This window comes from Methylobacterium sp. WCS2018Hpa-22 (genome assembly GCF_031843785.1).
Classification (GTDB): Bacteria; Pseudomonadota; Alphaproteobacteria; order Rhizobiales; family Beijerinckiaceae; genus Methylobacterium.
Genome location: NZ_JAVTJA010000006.1, coordinates 178157 through 198971, shown reverse-complemented (window position 1 = coordinate 198971; position 20815 = coordinate 178157). Strand labels below are relative to the sequence as shown.

The window sequence follows — 20815 nt, the reverse complement described above, 5'->3', positions numbered from 1 at the left end:
CGACCTCAGTTGTCCAAGAAGCTTCGCAACTTCCTGGAGCGGCTCGGGTGCTTCAGCTTCCGCAGCGCCTTGGCTTCGATCTGACGGATACGCTCACGCGTGACAGAGAATTGCTGACCGACCTCTTCGAGGGTGTGGTCGGTATTCATACCGATGCCGAAGCGCATGCGCAGCACACGCTCCTCGCGCGGCGTCAGCGAGGCCAGCACGCGAGTGGTGGTCTCGCGCAGGTTCGACTGGATCGCCGCATCGATCGGCAGAACGACGTTCTTGTCCTCGATGAAATCGCCGAGATGCGAATCCTCCTCGTCGCCGATAGGCGTTTCGAGGGAGATCGGCTCCTTGGCGATCTTCAGGACTTTCCGGACTTTCTCCAAAGGCATGGCCAGCTTCTCGGCCAGCTCCTCGGGAGTCGGTTCGCGGCCAATCTCGTGCAGCATCTGGCGCGAGGTCCGGACGATCTTGTTGATCGTCTCGATCATGTGCACCGGAATGCGGATGGTGCGCGCTTGATCGGCGATCGAGCGAGTGATCGCCTGCCTGATCCACCACGTGGCATAGGTCGAGAACTTGTAGCCACGACGATACTCGAACTTATCGACAGCCTTCATCAAACCGATATTGCCTTCCTGGATCAGATCAAGGAACTGCAGGCCACGGTTCGTGTACTTCTTGGCGATCGAGATCACGAGGCGGAGGTTGGCCTCGATCATCTCCTTCTTGGCCTGACGGGCTTCGCGCTCGCCCTTCTGAACCATGTTGACGATCTTGCGGTATTCGCCGATCTCCAAGCCGGTCTCCGACGCGAGCGTAAGGATCTGCTCACGCAGATCGGCAACTTGCTTGGCGCCCTTCTCGACAAGGTTCTTCCAGCCCTTGCCACCGAGCTTGCCGACACGCTCCATCCAATTCGGATCGAGCTCCCAGCCCTGGTAGTGGCGCAGGAACTCGTCGCGGGCGACGCCGTGGCTCTCGGCATAGCGCATGAGGCGCCCCTCATGGCTGATGAGGCGCTTATTGATGTCGTAAAGCTGCTCGACCAGCGCTTCGATGCGGTTCGAGTTGAGTGACAGCGACTTCACGTCGGCGACGACGGTATCCTTGAGGTCGGACTGCTTTTGACTCTGAGCGGAGGTCTGCGTTCCGCCACCCGCCTTGAGATCGGCATGCTCGTTCTGGAGCTTGCGCAGCTTCTTATAGTTGTTGGCGATGTTGTCGAATGTCTCGAGAACGCGCGGCTTGATCTCAGCTTCCATCGCCGCGAGCGAAACGTTGTTCTCCATGTCGTCTTCGTCGTCGCCGCCCTCAGAGGGTATCGGCGCCTCGGCCTCGGCCTCGTCCGCATCCTCGCCCTCGGTGAGCTGAGGAGCGTTCTTCGCGTCCGGCCCGGCATAGGTCGCCTCCAGGTCGATGATGTCGCGCAGCAGCACGCGTCCGTCGACGAGCTCATCGCGCCAGATGATGATGGCCTGGAAGGTAAGCGGACTCTCGCAAAGGCCCGCGATCATCGCCTCGCGGCCGGCCTCGATGCGCTTTGCAATGGCGATTTCGCCCTCACGGGAGAGTAGCTCCACCGAGCCCATCTCGCGCAGGTACATGCGAACCGGATCGTCGGTACGATCGGTTGGTTCCTTCGCCGTCGTCTCGCGAACGGCGAGTGGCTTAGTCGGGGCGATCTCGGCGACTTCCGTGCCTTCGGCGGCGTCATCGTCGTCGGACGCTTCACCGTTGGCGGGCTTGTCGCCCCCAGCATCCTCGGTCTCTTCGGCCTCGACGACGTTGATGCCCATCTCGGACAGCTGCGACAGCACGTCCTCGAGTTGATCCGGATCGGACTGCCCCTCAGGCAGCACCTCGTTGATCTCCTCATAGGTGATGTAGCCGCGCTTCTTAGCGAGCTTCACCATCCGCTTTACCGAGGCATCGGTCAGATCGAGGAGCGGTCCGTCGGTCTGTTGCTCAGGAGCAGCATCCGCATCGTCCCGTTCCGTTGCCTTCGTCGCCATGTTCCGCCTATTGTTGCCCTGGTCGCGTTGAGCGGGAGCGTTCGGCTCACTCCGCGTCGTCCACGCCACCATTCTGTGATGTGCGGCGCGCACGAGGCGACCGCGTCGATATCTCATATTTCGGTGTACAAGCACGACGCTTGACCGATTGTTAACCATGCGCCGCAAGCGGCACCCTAAATCCTGTTTCGTCGTGGTTACGCGGCCGCCGTATCGTCTGATTCTGGCACGTCGGCGTCTGCCTCTGCCCCTGCGACTACGGCCATACGTTCCTTGACGTCGCAAAGCCAAGCGAAGTTGGCCTCGGATTCATCCTCGACCAGTGCGCGCTCGGCAGAGCGAAGCTCGCTATTTAGCGCGCCAGACTTCCGGTGCAAGATCACGGCCTGACGCAATGCGTCTTCCAGCCGCATCCGGTCTGCATGCGGATCGAGCGTCCAGCGGTCACCAGGCCGGACATGGGAGGCGAGCCGTATCGCTGCCTCGCCGAGCCCAGCCCTGCGCAAACGAGTTTCCAGCACCTCCACATCCGGCTGATCGGCGTCCGCGGCCTGGTCCAGCAGCAGGGACCGTAGCGCCTGTGCGTCGGGATCGTCGAGTTCCAGCGCTGCCAGATCCTCGGCTTCTATCCCCAATAATTCCGGGTGAGCCAGCAAGCTCGAGACGATCATAGCCTCACGATCGCGAAACATTGCCGTCCCGCCGGAATTAGTCGATCCAGCAAAGAGCGGGTTGAACTTCGTAGTGATTCGCGGTGATGGCGGCGGATCACCAGGTCGCGGTTTGCGCTGAAACGTCGATACACCACCGTTCCGGGGCTCATAACCGGTCCGACGCTGGCCACCGCTACTAGCGGGTGAGAGGCCACGAAGGCGCCCCTCTATCTCATCCTTATAGAACCGTCTCACTGTCTCGTCGCGGATCGAAGCGACCATCTCGCGAAGCCCTTTGGCGAGACCAGCCTTGCGTTCGGGCGTATCCGCTGGCGTGGATTCCGTAGCGCGCGACCATAGAACGTCGACAAGGGGGCGGGCGCCTTCGAGAACGCGATCGATGGCCGAAGCGCCGGCCGAGCGGAGCAGGTCATCGGGGTCCTGCCCCTCCGGCAGAAGCGCGAAGCGCAGCGACTTTCCAGGCGTCAATCCCGGCAGGGCCACATCGAGTGCCTTGAACGCCGCGCGCTGGCCGGCGCCGTCACCGTCGAAACACAGGATCGGCTCGTCGGCATGGCGCCAGAGCAGCGCCAGCTGTTCCTCCGTTAAGGCCGTGCCGAGGCCGGCGACAGCGTTCGGGTGTCCGGCCATGGTCATGGCGATAACGTCGACATAGCCTTCCACCGCGATGATCGTCCCGCGATCATGGGCCGCCTTGCGGGCGCCGTGCAGGTTGTAGAGCACCTGCCCCTTGTGGAAGAGCGGGGTCTCCGGCGAATTCATGTACTTCGCCTTGGCGTCGGCCTGCATCGCCCGGCCCCCGAAGGCGATGACCCGGCCCCGGCTGTCGGTGATGGGAAACATCACCCGGTCGCGGAACTTGTCGAAGGGGACGGCGATGTCGTCGCCGCTGACGAGCAGGCCCAGTTCGGCCATCAGCTCCTTGTCCACGTCCTTCGCGGCCAGATGATCGCGCAGGCCGTAGCGCTCCGACGTGGCGTAGCCGAGCCGGAAACGCGAGCGGATCTCGGGGCCGAGTTCGCGCCGGTCGAGATAGGCGCGGGCGCCGGTACCGAGGCGGCCCTTGAGCTGGTCCTCGTAATAGGCGGCCGCCAGTTCCATGACCTCGAAAGCGCCGGTGCGCTTGGTTTCCATCTCCCGCGTGTCGGCGCTGGGCGCGGGCAGGGTCACCCCCGCCTCCCCGGCCAGGCGCTCCACCGCCTCGGGAAAGCTGAGGCCCTCGGTCTCCATCAGGAACGTGAAGACGTCGCCGTGCTTACCGCTCGAAAAACAGTGGTAGAACTGCTTCTGGTCGTTCACATAGAAGGACGGTGTCTTCTCCGAGTTGAAGGGCGATAGGCCGCGCCACTCGCGGCCCGCCTTCTTCAGCCTAACCCGCCGCCCGACCACGTCGGAGGCGGGAAGCCGCGCTCTGATCTCTTCGAGGATGTGGGGCGGGTAACGCACTGGGGCACCGAACCTTTGCAGAGGTTCATTCTAGCCCAGTGCGTTTAAAGAGTCCCGAACGCTTCGACGCGCGCTCCCCCCAGAAACCCCATCAGTCAGGATTTGGCGTTCAGCACGTCCTTCACCAGACCGCTAGCCTTGCCGAAATCCATCCGGCCCGCGAAATTTCCTTTCAACACGGCAATGACCTTGCCCATGTCCTTAGGACGAGCCGCACCGGTTTCCGCGACAGCCGCCTCGATCGCAGCTCTCGTCTCGGCCTCATCCATCTGTTGGGGCAGATAACCCGCGATGATCGCAGCCTCGGCCCGCTCATTCTCGGCGAGTTCGGGGCGGCCACCCTGATCATAGACGCCAGCGGATTCGTTGCGCTGTTTGATCATTTTCTGCAGTAGCGCGAGAATTTCTTCCTCTGTGGCTGGCTCTTTGCCGAGACCGCGGGCCTCGATGTCTTTGTCCTTCAAAGCGGCTTGAATCATCCGCACAGTGGCGAGCTTGGCCTTGTCGCCGGCCTTCATGGCCTCTTTCATGTCGCTGGTAAGGCAGGCGCGCAGCATGGTTGTCTCCTGAAAGTAGTCCCGATAACGGGAATGGTGTGCGAATTGCGAAATTCTGCGAATCGAAGTGGTTGAGCCGGTCGAACGCCGAGGCCACATTGACCCCATCACGGCCCGCTCGTTATGAGCGCCGCACAATGCGCCACCCGCACGCGCCGTCGTACCGGCGTCGATGGGTCGGCCGGACATAAGCGAGATCGCGACGATGCTGCAAGACGAAGGCGCCCCAGCGCAATCATCCTCCACGCCCGCACCGTGGGCCGAGCCCGTCGCGACAGCCCTCCTCGTGCTGGCCGACGGCACCGTCCTCGAAGGATTCGGCATCGGTCAGACCGGGGCCGCCGATGGCGAGGTCTGTTTCAATACGGCGATGACCGGCTACCAGGAAATCCTCACCGACCCCTCTTATGCCGGCCAGATCGTCACCTTCACCTTTCCGCATATCGGCAATACCGGCACCAACGACGAAGACCTGGAGAGCCTCGACGCGGCCCCCGCGTCCGGCGTCCGCGGCGCGGTCATCGCCTCGGCCGTCACCAACCCGTCGAGCTGGCGCTCGTCGAGCCATCTCGACGCCTGGCTGAAGGCGCGCGGCATCGTCGGCATCACAGGGATCGACACGCGGGCGCTCACCGCCCTCATCCGCGACCACGGCATGCCCAACGCCGTCATCGCCAACGATCCGGAGGGCCGGTTTGACCGCGAGGCACTGAAGGCGCGCGCGGCCGCCCTCGCCCCGATGGAGGGTCTCGACCTCGTTCCGCCGGTCACGAGCCGCGAGACTTCCGATTGGTCGCAGACGACCTGGGCGGTGAAGAGCGGCTACGGCAGCCGCCAGATCGGCGAGGGCCTCAAGGTCGTGGCCATCGATTACGGGGTGAAGCGCAACATCCTGCGCCTGCTCGCCGAGGCCGGCTGCGATGTCACGGTCGTGCCTGCCACCACTTCCGCCGCCGCGATCATGGCGATGAAGCCCGACGGTGTCTTCCTCTCGAACGGTCCAGGCGATCCGGCCGCCACCGGCGAATACGCGGTCCCGGTGATCCGCGAGCTTCTGGACGAGAAGGTGCCGACCTTCGGCATCTGCCTGGGACACCAACTCATGGGCCTCGCGCTCGGCGGACGCACCGTGAAGATGGCTCAGGGCCATCACGGGGCCAACCACCCGGTGAAGGACAAGACCACGGGGAAGGTCGAGATCGTCTCCATGAACCACGGCTTCGCTGTCGATCCGGCCAGCCTGCCCGAGACGGCGGTGGAGACGCATATCTCGCTGTTCGACGGCTCGAATTGCGGACTCACCCTCACCGACCGCCCGGCCTTCTCGGTTCAGCACCACCCGGAAGCCTCGCCGGGCCCACGCGACAGCCACTACCTGTTCGAGCGGTTCGTGGCGCTAATGCGCAGCGGCAAGGCGGAGACGGCTCCCACCGGCGCCGCGTAGGGCCGTTTCGTTCGCCGCGTCAGGCGCGTTCGCGCCCGTCCCCTAAGCTCCGGCGGATCGCCGCCGGGGCATTCGCGAAATGGTTCCCTCCCTGTCACAAAAAACCCGGCTTTGACCGGCACTCCCCGAAGCCAATGACGATCGGCACGGTGACGCCGCCGCGACGATCGTCCTACTGCCTTGAGCACGGGGTTTTCCACATGACGTTCGACGACGCGCGCGATGATTTCTCGCGCCTGCATCGGGTCTTCACGTTCCATCTCGGCGTGGCCGTCGCTCTCGCCTGGATGACCGCCCTGTATTCGGCCTGCTACGCCCCCTGGGTCCGCAACATCCGCGCGCTCATCGACCCGGCCGGCGGCACCCAGACCATCGAGAGCACCTGGTCCTTCCTCTTCGTCCTGCCAGTCGTCCTCACGATCGCCTGGCTCAGCCTGTTCTTCGGCCGCGAGATCCTGCGCCGCTCGCAGACCCTGCCCAACGTCGCCCTCGAATTCGCCGCGGCCGCCGCCGTGGCCTTCGGCGTGTTCTATCTTTCCATCGATCGCGCGGTGGCCGCCCTCTATATTGGCCTTTGACGACGCCGCGCGGGAAGTTGGAGGCGGCTTGGCGCCGCCTCCTTCGTCACGTCACTGAACCTGGGCGAGCAGAGGCTCGAACCGCTTCGCGGCAAGCTTGTTGTGCGTCACCGCCTTCGCCGCTTCGAGGTTCTCCGGCTTGTCGCCGACCACCACCACGGCGATCATGCCCATGAGGTAATGCGGCGAGCACTTGATGCCGTAGACCCCGGGCTTGTCGAACTTGACGACCTCCTCCTTGCCCAGGACGGTCTTGAAGGTTTCTGCTCCCTCGGGCGCCATGCCCTTGATCAGTTCGGCATTGTGCCCCTTGTCCTGGGGGACGAACTTGATGCTGTCGCCCGGCGCCAACTTCACGAAGGCAGGGTCGAAGACCATCAGACCACCCGGCCCGCTGTTGAGGGTCTTCACGGCGATCTCGGCGGCGAAAGCGGCTGGGCCGGAGGCGATGCACAGGGCCAGCGTGCCCACGAGCGTTCCTAGCTTTATCATTCTTATCCTCGAATTAGTCTTGTTCGAGATCGACAATGCGTCGATCACCTCAATTACACAGCTCCGTCGAGGGCGCAATATTTTGCATCTTCTTAGATTTATAGTTATTATAGTTTAATTATTCTTGGCGGCGATCGAGCGGTCATTCGGGGCGGGCACAATCGCCGCCAAGCCTCTCGACGCTCTTCCAAAACCCTCCCGCCGCGTGTAGACGCGAACCCTAACGATCATTCACGCCGCTCGCGTCCATATCCGGCCCGCTCCAGATTGTGGCGCCGCGCTTGACGGATGCGCGCGTCCGCAAGCCAAGGCGCCCGATGCCGAAACGCACCGACCTCTCCACGATCCTCATCATCGGTGCCGGTCCGATCGTGATCGGGCAGGCCTGCGAGTTCGACTATTCCGGGACGCAGGCCTGCAAGGCCCTCCGCGAGGAGGGTTACCGGATCGTGCTGGTCAATTCGAACCCGGCGACCATCATGACCGACCCGGACATGGCGGATGCGACCTATGTCGAGCCGATCACGCCGGAGATCGTTGCCAAGATCATCGAGAAGGAGCGTCACGTCCTTCCCGGCGGCTTCGCCCTGCTGCCGACCATGGGCGGCCAGACGGCCTTGAACTGCGCCCTCTCGCTCAAGAAGCTGGGCATACTCGAAAAATTCGACGTCCAGATGATCGGCGCAACGGCCGAGGCCATCGACAAGGCCGAGGATCGGCAGTTGTTTCGCGACGCGATGACCAAGATCGGCCTGGAAACGCCGAAATCGGCCGTCGCCAACGCATCCGCCGCCAAGAAGGTGGATCGCGAAAAGTACCTCGCCGAGATCGCCCGGATCGAGACCTCCACCGGCGAGGCCACTCGCCCGGCCGCCCTCGCCGCATTCGAGAAGAAGTGGCACGCAGGCGAGTCCGACCGGCGCAAGCGCTACGGCGAGCATGCCATCGGACAGGCGCTGATCGCGCTGGCCGAAGTCGGCCTCCCGGCCATCATCCGCCCCTCCTTCACCATGGGCGGCACCGGCGGCGGCATCGCCTACAACCGGGAAGAATTCCTCGACATCGTGGAGCGCGGCATCGACGCTTCGCCGACAAACGAGGTCCTGATCGAGGAGAGCGTCCTCGGTTGGAAGGAATACGAGATGGAGGTCGTTCGTGATAAGAACGACAACTGCATCATCGTCTGCTCCATCGAGAACATCGATCCGATGGGCGTCCATACCGGCGATTCCATCACCGTGGCCCCGGCCCTGACGCTCACGGACAAAGAGTATCAGGTGATGCGCGATGCATCGCTCGCGGTGCTGCGTGAGATCGGCGTGGAGACCGGCGGCTCGAACGTGCAGTTCGCCATCGACCCGGCCACCGGACGGATGATCGTCATCGAGATGAACCCGCGCGTGTCGCGCTCGTCCGCGCTCGCCTCCAAGGCCACGGGCTTCCCCATCGCCAAGGTCGCGGCCAAGCTCGCGGTGGGATACACCCTCGACGAGATCGCCAACGACATCACCGGCGGCGCGACCCCGGCCTCGTTCGAGCCGACCATCGACTACGTCGTCACCAAGATCCCGCGCTTCGCCTTCGAGAAATTCCCGGGCGCCGAGCCGACGCTGACCACGGCGATGAAATCGGTGGGCGAGGCCATGGCCATCGGCCGTTGCTTTGCCGAATCGCTGCAGAAGGCGCTTCGCTCCCTGGAGACCGGCCTGACCGGCCTCGATGAGATCGAGATCGAGGGGCTCGGCAAGGGCGACGACCACAACGCCATCAAGGCGGCCCTGGGCACGCCGACCCCGGACCGTCTGCTGAAGGTGGGTCAGGCGCTCCGCCTCGGCGTCAGCCACGAGGAGGTCCACGCCTCGTGCAAGATCGATCCGTGGTTCCTAGAGCAACTCCAGGCGATCATCGACCTGGAGAACCGGGTCAAGGCCCACGGCATCCCCACCACACCCGGCGCGCTGCGCCAACTCAAGGCGGCGGGCTTCTCGGATGCCCGTCTCGCCGTGCTCGCCAAGACCGACGAGGACAGCGTCCGTGCCGCCCGCCGGGCGCTGGGCGTTCGCCCGGTCTTCAAGCGCATCGACACCTGCGCGGCCGAGTTCAAGGCGCCCACCGCCTACATGTACTCCACCTACGTGGCGCCCTTCGCCGGCACCGTGGTCGACGAGGCGCAGCCCACCGACGCCAAGAAGGTCATCATCCTCGGCGGCGGGCCCAACCGTATCGGCCAGGGCATCGAGTTCGACTATTGCTGTTGTCACGCCTGCTTCGCCCTCACCGAGGCCGGCTACGAGACCATCATGGTCAACTGCAACCCGGAGACGGTCTCCACCGACTACGACACCTCCGACCGGCTCTATTTCGAGCCGCTGACGCAGGAGGACGTGCTCGAGATCATCGAGACCGAGCGGCAGGCCGGCACACTGCACGGCGTCATCGTCCAGTTCGGCGGCCAGACCCCGCTGAAGCTCGCCCGCGCGCTCGAAGCGGCCGGCGTGCCGATCCTCGGCACCTCACCGGACGCTATCGACCTCGCCGAGGACCGCGACCAGTTCAAGCGCCTCCTCGACAAGCTCGGGATGAAGCAGCCGAAGAACGGCATCGCCTATTCCGTCGAGCAGAGCCGTCTCGTGGCCTCGGATCTCGGCCTGCCCTTCGTGGTGCGGCCGAGCTATGTGCTGGGCGGCCGCGCCATGGCGATCATTCGCGACGAGGTCCAGTTCGCCGACTATCTCCTCGACACTCTGCCGAGCCTGATCCCGTCGGACGTGAAATCGCGCTACCCCAACGACAAGACCGGCCAGATCAACACGGTGCTGGGTAAGAACCCGCTCCTGTTCGACCGCTATCTTTCGGATGCCACCGAGATCGATGTGGATGCCATCTGCGACGGCAAGGACGTCTATATCGCCGGCATCATGGAGCACATCGAGGAGGCTGGCATCCATTCGGGCGATTCCGCCTGCTCGCTGCCCTCGCGCTCGCTCTCGCCCGAGACCATCGCCGAACTGGAGCGCCAGACCAGAGCGATGGCGCTGGCCCTACAGGTCGGCGGCCTGATGAACGTGCAATACGCCATCAAGGACGGCGCGATCTACGTGCTGGAGGTGAACCCGCGGGCATCCCGCACGGTACCCTTCGTCGCCAAGGTTATCGGCGAGCCCATCGCCAAGATCGCGGCGCGTGTCATGGCCGGCGAGCCGCTCGCGAGTTTCGGGCTCAAGCCCAAGGTCCTCGACCACATCGCCGTCAAGGAAGCCGTGTTCCCCTTCGCCCGTTTCCCTGGCGTCGATGTCCTGCTCGGACCGGAGATGCGCTCCACCGGTGAGGTCATCGGCCTCGATTCGAGTTTCGGCGTCGCCTTCGCCAAGAGCCAGCTCGGCTCGGGCACCCTCGTGCCGAAAAGCGGCGCGGTGTTCGTTTCGGTCCGTGATGCCGACAAGGCCCGCATCCTGCCGGCCATCCGGGAGTTGTCGGAGGCAGGTTTCGTCATCGTCGCCACCAGCGGGACGCAGCGCTACCTCTTGGAGAACGGCGTCCCCACGGAGCGGGTGAACAAGGTGCTGGAGGGCCGGCCGCACGTGGTCGATTCGATCAAGAACGGCGACATCCAGCTGGTGTTCAACACGACGGAAGGCGCAGGCGCACTCTCGGACTCGCGCTCCCTGCGCAGGGCGGCCCTCTTGCATAAAGTCCCGTACTACACCACTCTAGCCGGAGCGATGGCAGCGGCCGAGGGGATCAAGGCCTATCTCGAAGGTGATCTCCAAGTCCGCGCTTTGCAGGAATACTTCGCGGCCTAACATTTGATGCTGCGTCCGACTTGATTGGACGTAGCAGGTGCCAAGGCTTCAAGACCATCTTACTCTGGCCCGGAGGGAGCATTCCGCTCCCGACCGGGCCTATTCATTGTGGCGCGAGACGATGACGATAGACAAGGTTCCGATGACGGTGCGCGGGTTCGCTGCGCTGGAAGCCGAGCTGAAGCATCGCCAGCAGGTGGAGCGTCAGCGCATCATCCAGGCCATCTCTGAAGCGCGCGCGCTCGGCGACCTCTCGGAAAATGCTGAGTATCATGCCGCCAAGGAAGCGCAGTCCCACAACGAGGGCCGCGTCATGGAGCTCGAGAGCATGATCGCCCGGGCCGAGGTGATTGACGTGACCAAGCTGTCCGGCACCAAGATCAAGTTCGGCGCCACCGTGAAACTGGTGGACGAGGATACCGAGGAAGAGAAGACCTACCAGCTCGTTGGTGAGCCCGAGGCAGATGTCCGTTCGGGTCTCGTCTCGATCACCTCCCCGATCGCTCGCGCTCTCATCGGTAAGGGCGTTGGCGACACCGTAGAGGTGACGACGCCGGGTGGCGGCAAGTCCTACGAAGTGGTCGCGGTCCAGTACGGCGTCTGACGTCGGAGAGATCTCATCATGAAGCCGGCGGCATGCCGCCTTTCAGTCAGGATCTTGCAGAGAGCGGCGATCGCTATCGCCGCTCTTCTCGCTATGGCCGCGCCGACCCTCGCCCAAGGGCTTTCGTCCTTCGGTAGTTCGAAACTGTCGGCCATCCGTGTGGATGTGGGGCCTTTGCTGGTTCAGGGCGGCGGTGCCCCCGCGGAGGCGCTTCGCGGGGATCTCCTGACTGCGTTGAATCAGGAATTTGCCGACAGGCTCGGCGGGACCGGACCGGTTCTGGTGGTGAGGATCAAGAGCCTTTCGCTACGTCCCTATACCGGCAGCGAAGGCGGCCGCAGCGGCTTTGGTGGCGGCTCGCAATCCGACTATCTCGATGGCGAAGCCCTGCTCGTCGGGCGTCGGGGCGAGGTGCTTGCCCGGCATCCGCAGCTTTCAGCCCTGCCATCGAGCTCGGGCGGGGCATGGTATGACATGGATTCGGAACGCCGCCGCGTAGCCGCGATAGCCCGGCACTATGCCGGCTGGTTGCGCCGAGCATTCCCGTCGAACTGACGCAGCCATGTCGATCTTGGGAGCAGCCGGTGTGATGCGACCTGCTGGTGAACTCGTGTCCGCAAAACTCGCTCATCTCGGCGCCTGGATCGTTACGGACGGCAAGGCCGGGGATGAGAACCAGTGCATCGGTCTGGCAGAAACGCTCGGTCTGGACTACGAGATCCGCCGCGTCTCGCCGCGCCCTCCCTTCGGCTGGCTCGCCCCGTGGGGACCGATCGACCCGCGCGACCGCCCGGGCCAGCGCGGCGGTGCCTTGGCCGGTCCCTTTCCCGAGATCGTGATCGCCTCGGGCCGCCGCGCCGTTCCCTACCTTCGCGCGATCCGAAAAGCGTCGAAAGGCCAGACCTTTACGGCCTTCCTGAAGGATCCGCGGACAGGCCACGACACTGCGAATTTCATCTGGGTACCGGATTACGACGATCTTCGCGGGCCGAACGTGCTCACCACGCTGACGGCGCCGCACCAGGTGACGGCGGCACGTTTGGCGGCTGCGCGCCGCTCATCCGACCCCCGTCTGACCCATCTTTCGAAGCCTCGCGTAGCGGTATTGATCGGGGGTGACAGCCGCCATCTGAGCTACCGTACGACCGACATGAAGCGGCTTCTCGCCCATCTGACGAAGCTGGCCGATGGCGGTGCGTCGCTCATGCTCACGGTGTCCCGCCGCACGCCGTCGCCCCTGCGTTCGGCCTTGCAGCGCCTCGTTGAAGAGAAACAGGGATTCTTCTGGGACGGTACGGGGGCGAACCCCTACGTGTCGCTGCTGGCGCTCGCCGACGCCATCGTGGTCACGTCGGATTCGGCCAATATGGTGGGGGAAGCGGTGAGCACCGGCGCGCCGGTGCTTCTCTTCGATCTCCCGAAAACCTACATCCGGCACAGGCGGCTCTTCGCCGGCCTGGCCATGGCGGGCGCGCTGAAGCCCTTCACCGGCCGTCTGGAAGAGTTGCATTACACCCCCCTCGACGCGACGCCGACCATCGCAGAAGCTATGGCCCGCGCCTATATCGAGCACCGCGCCGGGTTCGCACCTGCGTCGCGGCCGTAGGAGACGTCCGAACCATGGCCCCCCACCATTCCAAGCTCATCATCATCGGCTCAGGCCCGGCCGGCTACACCGCCGCCATCTATGCGGCCCGCGCCATGGTCGAGCCGCTCCTGATCTCCGGCTTCCAGCCGGGCGGCCAGCTGATGATCACGACCGATGTCGAGAATTATCCGGGCTTCGCCGATCCGATTCAGGGACCGTGGCTGATGGAGCAGATGAAGCTCCAGGCCGAGCATGTCGGCACGAAGATCGTGTCCGAGTACATCACCAAGGTCGATCTGCAGGCGCGGCCGTTCCATCTGGAAGCCGATTCCGGCGAAACCTACACCTGCGACGCGCTCATCATCGCCACAGGGGCGCAGGCGAAATGGCTCGGCCTGCCGTCCGAAGCGAAGTTCCAGGGCTTCGGCGTGTCGGCCTGCGCTACCTGCGACGGGTTCTTCTTTCGCGGCAAGGAGGTCGTGGTGGTCGGCGGCGGCAACACGGCCGTCGAGGAGGCGCTCTATCTCGCCAACCTCGCCTCGAAGGTCACGGTCGTCCATCGCCGGGGCGAGTTCCGTGCGGAGCGCATCCTGCAGGAGCGCCTGTTCAAGCATCCCAACGTCGAAGTGGTCTGGCATCACGCGATCGAGGAGATCTGCGGCAGCCAGTCACCGCCCTCGGTCACTCATCTGCGCCTGAAGGACGTGCGCTCGGGCGCGATCACCGAGCGGAAGGCCGACGGCGTCTTCGTCGCCATCGGGCATCAGCCGGCGACCGGGATCTTCGAGGGACAGCTCGCCATGCGCCATGGCGGCTACATCGAGACGAAGGCGGGCACGACCGAGACGGCGATCCCCGGTGTCTATGCCGCCGGCGACGTGACGGACGATGTCTACCGGCAGGCGATCACCGCGGCCGGCATGGGCTGCATGGCGGCGCTGGAGGCTGAAAAGTACCTCGCGGCCCTCGAACTGGGTGAAACCCCACAGCAGGCTGCCGCCGAATAGGGAAATTTTCGTTCGGCGCCTTGCGTCGGGCGTCAACCTAATCGCAAGATCGTTGTCCTAAAACCAGCACGAGCCGAGTTCCATCGGCTCGGCGTCCCGTGTTGTTTGGCCGAACCGTAGGAAACGGCGGCCGGGCACACCGAGACACGGCAAAGACCGATCCCAGACCGAACCGGGTCCGGCATCGGGAGTCCGGTCGTCGGAACGGGGCTGCGTGAGGGGGTTGGACGCCGTGGACTGGGACAAGATCCGGATCTTCCTCAACGTTGCCGAGGCTGGCAGCTTCACCCGCGCGGGCGACGATATCGGCCTGAGCCAGTCGGCGGTCAGTCGCCAGATCAGCGCCCTCGAACGCGAGTTGAAGGCTCCCCTCTTTCACCGCCACGCCCGGGGCCTCATCCTGACCGAGCAGGGCGACCTGCTGTTCCGGGCCGCGCGGGACATGAAGCTGCGACTGGAGAACACCCGGGCGCGCCTCGTTGAGACGAGCGAGCGTCCGAGCGGCGACCTCAAGGTGACGACCACGACGGGTCTCGGCACCTCCTGGCTCGCCCAGCGTGTCGCGGAATTCCTGGACCTCTATCCCGACGTCCGCGTCGAGCTCATCCTCACCAACGAGGAACTCGATCTGGCCATGCGCGAGGCCGACGTCGCGGTTCGGATGCGGCGACCCGCCCAACCGGACCTGATCCAGCGCAGGCTGTTCACGGTGCATTACCATGCCTTCGCCTCGGCCGATTACGTGAAGCGGTTCGGCGAGCCGAAATCCATCGCGGACCTAGACAATCACCGCCTCGTCTCATTCGGCGGCAACGAACCCTCCTACCTGCTGGCGACCCATTGGCTGTCCACCGTCGGCCGTGAAGGCCAGGAGCGGAGAACGATCCACTTCACCGTCAACAATATCGCCGCCCTGCAGAAGGCGATGGAAACCGGCGCCGGCATCGGTATCCTCCCGGATTACGCGGTCGAGGGGCAGACCGGCCTTATGCAGGTGCTGCGCGACGTCGAGATGCCGCATATGGAGAGCTACCTCGTCTATGCCGAGGAAATGCGCTCCGTGGCGCGCGTGCAGGCCTTCAGGGACTTCCTCGTGGCGAAGGCCCAGCGCTGGACCTACTGACCGGAAGAAGTCTCTCAAGGCCTGTTTGCGTTGTTAATCCAGGGCTTTACCTCATCCTGAGGTGTCGCGTAGCAGCCTCGAAGGAGGCTACCAGGGATAGCACGACAGCTGGAGCTCTCCTTCGAGGCCCTTTGCTCAAGCAAAGGGCTCCTCAGGATGAGGTGATCTGCTGGGATGATCGGCTTCGGCATAAGCTTCCACCGAAAAAGCCGATCAAACCGGGCCTCAAACGAACAGGCGCTCGTTTTCGAGACCCTTGTAGAGCCCGGCCACCTGCTCGCCGTAGCCGTTGTAGATCAGCGTCGGAACACGCTGGTCGGTGCCGAGTACGCGCTCCGATGCCTGGCTCCAGCGCGGATGCGACACTGCCGGGTTCACATTGGCCCAGAAACCGTATTCCGAGGCCTGGAGGCCTTCCCAGAACGTCTTCGGCCGCTCGGCGACGAAGGACAGCTTCACGATCGACTTCACCGATTTGAAGCCATACTTCCACGGCACCGCGAGGCGGATCGGCGCGCCGAACTGGTTGGCGAGCGGCTTGCCGTAGATGCCCGTGGCGATGAAGGCGAGGTCGTTGTTGGCCTCCTCCATCGTCAGACCCTCGACATAGGGCCACGGATAGAGGAACGAGCGCTGGCCCGGCGCCATGGCCTTGTCCATGAACGTCTCCATGCGAACGTATTTCGCACCGGATGCGGGCTTTGCCAGGGCGACGAGCTTGGAGAGCGGGAAACCCGTCCAGGGCACCGACATCGACCAAGCCTCGACACAGCGATGGCGGTACAGCCGCTCCTCGAGGGTCATCTTGCGGACCAGATCGTCGATCCCGATCTCGAACGGCTTTTCGACCAATCCGTCGATCTTGATGGTCCAGGGGCGGGTCTTTAGCGCATTAGCAGCCGGCAGCACGGTCTTCGACGTACCGAACTCGTAGAAGTTGTTGTAATCGGCCGAGAACTTCTCGGCCGTCAGCGGACGGTCGAGCGTATAGGCATCGTTACGCGCCGCCGGATAGAGACCGCTCGTCGGATCGGCGGCAGCGAATGCGTGCTCGACGCCGACGAGAGACGTCGCGGCGAGGCCCGCAGCCCCGCCCAGCAAGGCGCGGCGGTTGAGGAAGACGCTCTCGGGCGTCGCGAGGCGCTCAGGCATTTCCCAGCCGCGACTGCGCTTGATGTACATGTGCCGTCCTCGAAAATGGTGGGATCGCCGCTTGCGGCGGCTGTATCCCGCGAAGATCGTCCCCGCCGCGCATCAGTGCAAGCGAGGCCTATCGTCACCATTCGATGAGAGGCCGCCACCGGTTACGTCGACGCGCCGCTCAGGGGCGCGCCGCGTCGTCGCGCAGGGCCCGGCGAAGCACCTTGCCGACATTGGTCTTCGGCAGCGCGTCGTGGAAGACGATGCGCCTCGGCACCTTGTAGCCGGTCAGCTGCGAACGCGCGTAGCTCCGCAGCGCCTCGACATCGATGCTCTTATTCTTGAGCACCACATGCGCCACCACCATCTCGCCGGTCTCCTCGGATCGGGTGCCGACCACCGCGCATTCGAGCACGCCGGGATGGCCGACGAGAATTTCCTCCACCTCGTTCGGATAGACGTTGAAGCCCGAGACCAGGATCATGTCCTTCATCCGGTCGACGATGCGTACCTGTCCGTCTGCCTGAAGCACCGCCACGTCCCCGGTGCGGAAATAGCCATCGCTGGTCGTTGCCAGCGCAGTCTCGTCCGGCCGCTTCCAATAGCCCGCCATGACCTGTGGACCACGCACGCAGAGTTCGCCCGGCTCGCCGGGAAGGACGTCTCTCCCCTCGGCATCACGGATCGCCACATCGGTCGAGGGAACCGGAAAGCCGATCGTACCGGTCCAATCCGCCCTCGGGTCGTTCACGCAGACCACGGGGGAAGTTTCCGACAATCCGTAGCCCTCGACGATGGACTTGCCCGTGATCGCCTTCCACTTGGCCGCCACAGGAGCCTGCACGGCCATGCCACCGGCGATGACGAAGTGGATTGCGGAGAAATCCACCTCGGTGATCTTCGGGTGGTTGTTGAGCATGTTGAAGAGCGTGTTCACCCCGGAAATATGCGTGAAGCGATTGCCCTTCAGGGTCTTCACGAACCCGTCCACGTCGCGTGGATTGGGGATGAGCAGGCAGCATCCGCCGATGCTCATGAACAGGAAGAAGCAGCCGGTCAGGGCGAAGATGTGATAGAGCGGCAGAGCCGTGACCATCACCCGGTCGACCCCATCGGTCTCCGACACGCAGAACCAGACCCGGCACTGAGCCACGTTGGCGACGACGTTGGCATGGGTCAGCATCGCCGCCTTGGCCGCGCCCGTCGTACCCCCGGTATATTGCAGGAAGGCGAGATCCTGCGGTCCGACCGGGACGGACACTTTCGGCAGGCTTCGCCCGCGGCGCACGACCGCGTCGAAGCGCAACGTCTTCCCCGTGGGCAGTCGATAGGGAGGCACCGCCTTCTTGATATGGCGCGCGGCGAGATCGATGATCCGGCCCTTGAGGCCAAGCCCGTCACCCGGGCCGGCGACGACGATCCGATCGAGGTCGAGGTCGGCGCCCGCGCCGGCGACCGTATGGGCGAAATTCTCGAGGACGAAGAGTGCCTTCGCGCCTGAATCGTTGATCTGCACCGCTAGTTCACGGGGCGTGTAAAGCGGGTTCACGTTGACCACGACGCAGCCGGCCAGAAGGATTCCATAGATCGTCGCCGGATAGGCCGGCACGTTCGGCATCATGATGGCGATCCGGTCGCCCTTGCCGAACCCCTCGGCGACCAGCCAGGCCGCAATGGCATCGGCGGAGGCACCGAGTTCGGCATAGGTGACGGATGTGCCGAAACATCGGATGGCCGGACGAGCGGCGCATTGCGTCGTGCTGAGCCGCAGGATGTCGACGAGGGTGCGCGGGCTGGTGACGTCGATCTCGGCGGGTATGCCGGGCGGATACATGGAAAGCCATGGGCGCACGGAAACCGGCCCGGGGGCCGTGCCTTGGACCATCTCGATCCTCCCTCTGATGTGCGCGGCGGCTTGTTATCCGCGCAGCGGCTTGGTGCCGCCTTCGTTCATATGTAAACTATCTTTTCGACGTCCCTGTCATCGGATCAAACCGCAATCGACGGGGCGCCGGGTTTCTTCCGCCGCGATCTGTCACGAAGTGCCAGCCACACGAGTATGGCATGAGGCAGAAACGCGGCGAGAACGAGGGACGCTCCCAAACCCGCCTCGCCAGTCGATAGAGCGCGCCTGGGCCAGGGGCCGAAGCCCGCCATATGAGCCTGCCCGATCACTGCGAAAGCGAACCATAACGCGAGAAAGCCCGCGCCGCTGCGGAGAAGGCCGGTGGCGAGGCGTCGACCCCAGGATGCCGCCGAGGTTCGGCCGCCGATCAGGAGTGCGCCCACCGCCAGGGCCGAGCCGAACACGAAGGCCGACGAAGCGGAACCGAGGGCGAAGGCAACGCTCATCGGCTGATAGGTGAGGAAGGTCATGCCACCGGTGGCAAAGCCTGCGCGAAGCACGAAACCGCCGAAGGTCGGATAGAGGCTGAGGGCGAGAAGTAGCGTGGCCCCCAACAGGACACCGACGATGCGCCGGGGAAGGGACGCGGTGCTTGTCGCCGCCATCGCGACGAGCCTCGCCAAGCCATAGACGATGGCGAAGGTGAAGAGCGGGTATTGCTGCAGGAAGAAGCCGTAGAACCGCGCCGCCAGCTCGGGCGGAAGCGGCGAGGCTTGGCTCAGCCCGGTCACGGCCGTGGCGCACAGCGCGAGGAACGCGGCCATCAGCGGGAATGCCGCAGGCACGAGCGGTGAGATCGCGCCTACGGGAGAAGTGGCGGCGGCCGGGACGAGCACCGCCGACGCGCCGCCGGATGGCATCACGCTTCGTAATTGTCGCGGACGAGCCGGTCGAGGAGGCGCACGCCCCAGCCCGCACCCCAGCTCCGGTTGATCTCACTGGGGCTCGACGACATCGCCACGCCGGCGATGTCGAGATGGGCCCAGGGAACGTCGTTGACGTAGCGCTTGATGAACGAGGCGGCGGTGGCCGCGCCGCCATGGCGGCCGCCGGTGTTCTTCATGTCGGCGAACTTCGAATCGATGGCCTTGTCGTAGGCCGGGATCAGCGGCATCCGCCACACCGCCTCGCCGGTCGCCTCGCTGGCGGCGGCGATCTTGGCGGCGAGTCCGTCGTCGTTCGAGAACATGCCGGCGATGTCCTGGCCGAGGGCGACGATGATCGCGCCGGTGAGCGTCGCCAGATCGATCATGAATTTCGGCTTGTAGGCGCTCTGCACGTGCCAGATCACGTCGGCGAGGACGAGACGTCCCTCGGCGTCGGTGTTGATGATCTCGATGGTCTGGCCGGACATCGAGGTGACGATGTCGGCGGGGCGCATCGCGCCGCCATCCGGCATGTTCTCGACGATGCCGATCGCCCCGATGGCGTTGACCTTCGCCTTGCGCGAGGCGAGCGCGAACATCGTGCCGACGACGCAGGCGGCCCCGCCCATATCGCCCTTCATGTCTTCCATGCCACCGGCGGACTTGATGGAGATGCCGCCGGAATCGAAGCACACGCCCTTGCCGATGAAGGCGATGGGCGCCTCGGACGCATCGGCGCCGCCGTTCCACCGCATCACGACCACGCGCGCTTCGCGGGTGGAGCCCTGCGCGACGGCGAGGAGCGCGCCCATGCCGAGGGCTTCGAGCTTACCGGGGCCGAGAACCTCGACCTCGACGCCGAGCTTGGTCAACTCCTCCGCACGCCGGGCGAATTCCCCCGGGTAGAGCACGTTCGGCGGCTCGTTGATGAGTTCGCGGGCGAGCAGGACGCCGCCGGCCACGGCCTCGGACTGCTTGGCCGCCGCCTCGGCTCCCGAAGGATCGCCGACCATGAGCGTGAGCGCGGTGACGCGGCCTTCTTCGCCCTCGGGCTTCTTCTTCGTCTTGTAGCGGTCGAAACTGTAGACGCGCAGGCGCGCTCCGAGAGTGAAATCGGCGGCATTGGCCGGGCTCACCGACGCGCCGGGCCAATCGAGGGCGACATGGGCCTGGCGGCCGCTGAGCTTGCTCGCGGCATAACCGCCGAGCGCCGGCCAATCGATCTTGGCGCGATCCTTCTCCGAACCGAGGCCGATGACCAGCAACCGGTCGGCATCGAGCCCGGCGGGCGCGGGCAGCGCCAGGGAGGTGAGCGACTTGCCCTTGAACCGCTCGCTCGCGGCGGCGCGCGCCACCAGATCGGACGCGCCGCGGCCGACGGCCTGTGCGACAGCGGGGGAGAGAGCCAGATCATCGCCGACGAAGAGAACGATGTCGCCGTGGCCGACCGGGCCGAGCGGCCCGAATGCGATCGTGATACCGTCCGCCATAAGTCACGCTTTCCGAAGGTCAGGATTGGTGCGTGCGGCGGAACACGCGCCGCCGCGACACTCCCTGTGTACCCATTGATGCGGAGAACGC

Annotated in this window: 16 protein-coding genes; 8 read left to right on the top strand and 8 right to left on the bottom strand. The window is 64.8% G+C overall.

Going from position 1 to position 20815, the window contains the following annotated elements; translation table 11 throughout:
• Positions 1-5: 5 nt before the first annotated feature.
• From rpoD to RQI43_RS10265, 3 genes are all read right to left on the bottom strand, one after another.
• Entirely contained in the window at positions 6-2006 is a 2001-nt protein-coding gene (gene rpoD / locus RQI43_RS10275; protein ID WP_056431109.1) for an RNA polymerase sigma factor RpoD, read from the bottom strand.
• A 197-nt stretch (positions 2007-2203) separates the two neighbouring features.
• Positions 2204-4126 carry a DNA primase gene (gene dnaG / locus RQI43_RS10270; protein ID WP_082469951.1) on the bottom strand — a complete coding sequence of 641 codons (1923 nt, stop codon included), beginning with the start codon at positions 4124-4126 and terminating at the stop codon, positions 2204-2206.
• A 95-nt stretch (positions 4127-4221) separates the two neighbouring features.
• Positions 4222-4683, bottom strand: a complete 462-nt coding sequence (locus RQI43_RS10265; protein ID WP_311275084.1) for a GatB/YqeY domain-containing protein — start codon at positions 4681-4683, stop codon at positions 4222-4224.
• A 205-nt stretch (positions 4684-4888) separates the two neighbouring features.
• On the opposite strand from RQI43_RS10265, the gene carA reads away from it, so the two are divergent.
• Together carA and RQI43_RS10255 are read left to right on the top strand one after the other, a co-directional pair.
• Positions 4889-6127 carry a glutamine-hydrolyzing carbamoyl-phosphate synthase small subunit gene (gene carA / locus RQI43_RS10260; RefSeq protein WP_056431116.1) on the top strand — a complete coding sequence of 413 codons (1239 nt, stop codon included), beginning with the start codon at positions 4889-4891 and terminating at the stop codon, positions 6125-6127.
• A 200-nt stretch (positions 6128-6327) separates the two neighbouring features.
• The gene (locus tag RQI43_RS10255) at positions 6328-6705 is read left to right on the top strand and encodes a hypothetical protein (RefSeq protein WP_056431120.1); all 378 of its coding nucleotides are present in this window, start codon (positions 6328-6330) and stop codon (positions 6703-6705) included.
• 51 nt (positions 6706-6756) lie between these two features.
• Here the strand turns inward: RQI43_RS10255 and RQI43_RS10250 are convergent, their stop codons facing one another.
• Positions 6757-7197 (bottom strand): pseudoazurin, encoded by a 441-nt coding sequence (locus tag RQI43_RS10250; RefSeq protein ID WP_207411616.1) that lies wholly within the window; start codon positions 7195-7197, stop codon positions 6757-6759.
• A gap of 317 nt (positions 7198-7514) precedes the next feature.
• Between RQI43_RS10250 and carB the strand changes: the two genes are divergently transcribed.
• The 6 genes from carB (at position 7515) to RQI43_RS10220 (ending at position 15322) form a co-directional block, all read left to right on the top strand.
• Positions 7515-11000 carry a carbamoyl-phosphate synthase large subunit gene (gene carB / locus RQI43_RS10245; protein ID WP_311275083.1) on the top strand — a complete coding sequence of 1162 codons (3486 nt, stop codon included), beginning with the start codon at positions 7515-7517 and terminating at the stop codon, positions 10998-11000.
• 127 nt (positions 11001-11127) lie between these two features.
• Positions 11128-11604, top strand: a complete 477-nt coding sequence (gene greA / locus RQI43_RS10240; protein WP_187273304.1) for a transcription elongation factor GreA — start codon at positions 11128-11130, stop codon at positions 11602-11604.
• Positions 11605-11622: 18 nt separating this feature from the next.
• A complete protein-coding gene (locus RQI43_RS10235; protein ID WP_200919173.1) occupies positions 11623-12159 on the top strand; it encodes a hypothetical protein in 537 nt (178 codons plus the stop codon).
• 34 nt (positions 12160-12193) lie between these two features.
• Positions 12194-13210, top strand: a complete 1017-nt coding sequence (locus tag RQI43_RS10230; RefSeq protein WP_311275082.1) for a mitochondrial fission ELM1 family protein — start codon at positions 12194-12196, stop codon at positions 13208-13210.
• Positions 13211-13224: 14 nt separating this feature from the next.
• A complete protein-coding gene (trxB, locus tag RQI43_RS10225) occupies positions 13225-14199 on the top strand; it encodes a thioredoxin-disulfide reductase (RefSeq protein ID WP_056431134.1) in 975 nt (324 codons plus the stop codon).
• Positions 14200-14431: 232 nt separating this feature from the next.
• The gene (locus RQI43_RS10220; RefSeq protein ID WP_056431588.1) at positions 14432-15322 is read left to right on the top strand and encodes a LysR family transcriptional regulator; all 891 of its coding nucleotides are present in this window, start codon (positions 14432-14434) and stop codon (positions 15320-15322) included.
• 225 nt (positions 15323-15547) lie between these two features.
• Here RQI43_RS10220 and msrP read toward each other — a convergent pair whose 3' ends face one another.
• The 4 genes from msrP to RQI43_RS10200 all read right to left on the bottom strand — a co-directional run bounded on the left by msrP (position 15548) and on the right by RQI43_RS10200 (position 20724).
• The gene (msrP, locus tag RQI43_RS10215) at positions 15548-16504 is read right to left on the bottom strand and encodes a protein-methionine-sulfoxide reductase catalytic subunit MsrP (RefSeq protein ID WP_056431138.1); all 957 of its coding nucleotides are present in this window, start codon (positions 16502-16504) and stop codon (positions 15548-15550) included.
• A gap of 139 nt (positions 16505-16643) precedes the next feature.
• A complete protein-coding gene (locus RQI43_RS10210; protein WP_311275081.1) occupies positions 16644-18347 on the bottom strand; it encodes an AMP-binding protein in 1704 nt (567 codons plus the stop codon).
• Positions 18348-18451: 104 nt separating this feature from the next.
• Positions 18452-19228, bottom strand: coding sequence for a hypothetical protein (locus tag RQI43_RS10205; protein ID WP_311275080.1), 777 nt, complete (start codon positions 19226-19228; stop codon positions 18452-18454).
• The gene (locus RQI43_RS10200) at positions 19228-20724 is read right to left on the bottom strand and encodes a leucyl aminopeptidase (protein WP_311275079.1); all 1497 of its coding nucleotides are present in this window, start codon (positions 20722-20724) and stop codon (positions 19228-19230) included. Before RQI43_RS10200 ends, RQI43_RS10205 begins: the two co-directional genes overlap by 1 nt.
• Positions 20725-20815 lie beyond the last annotated feature (91 nt).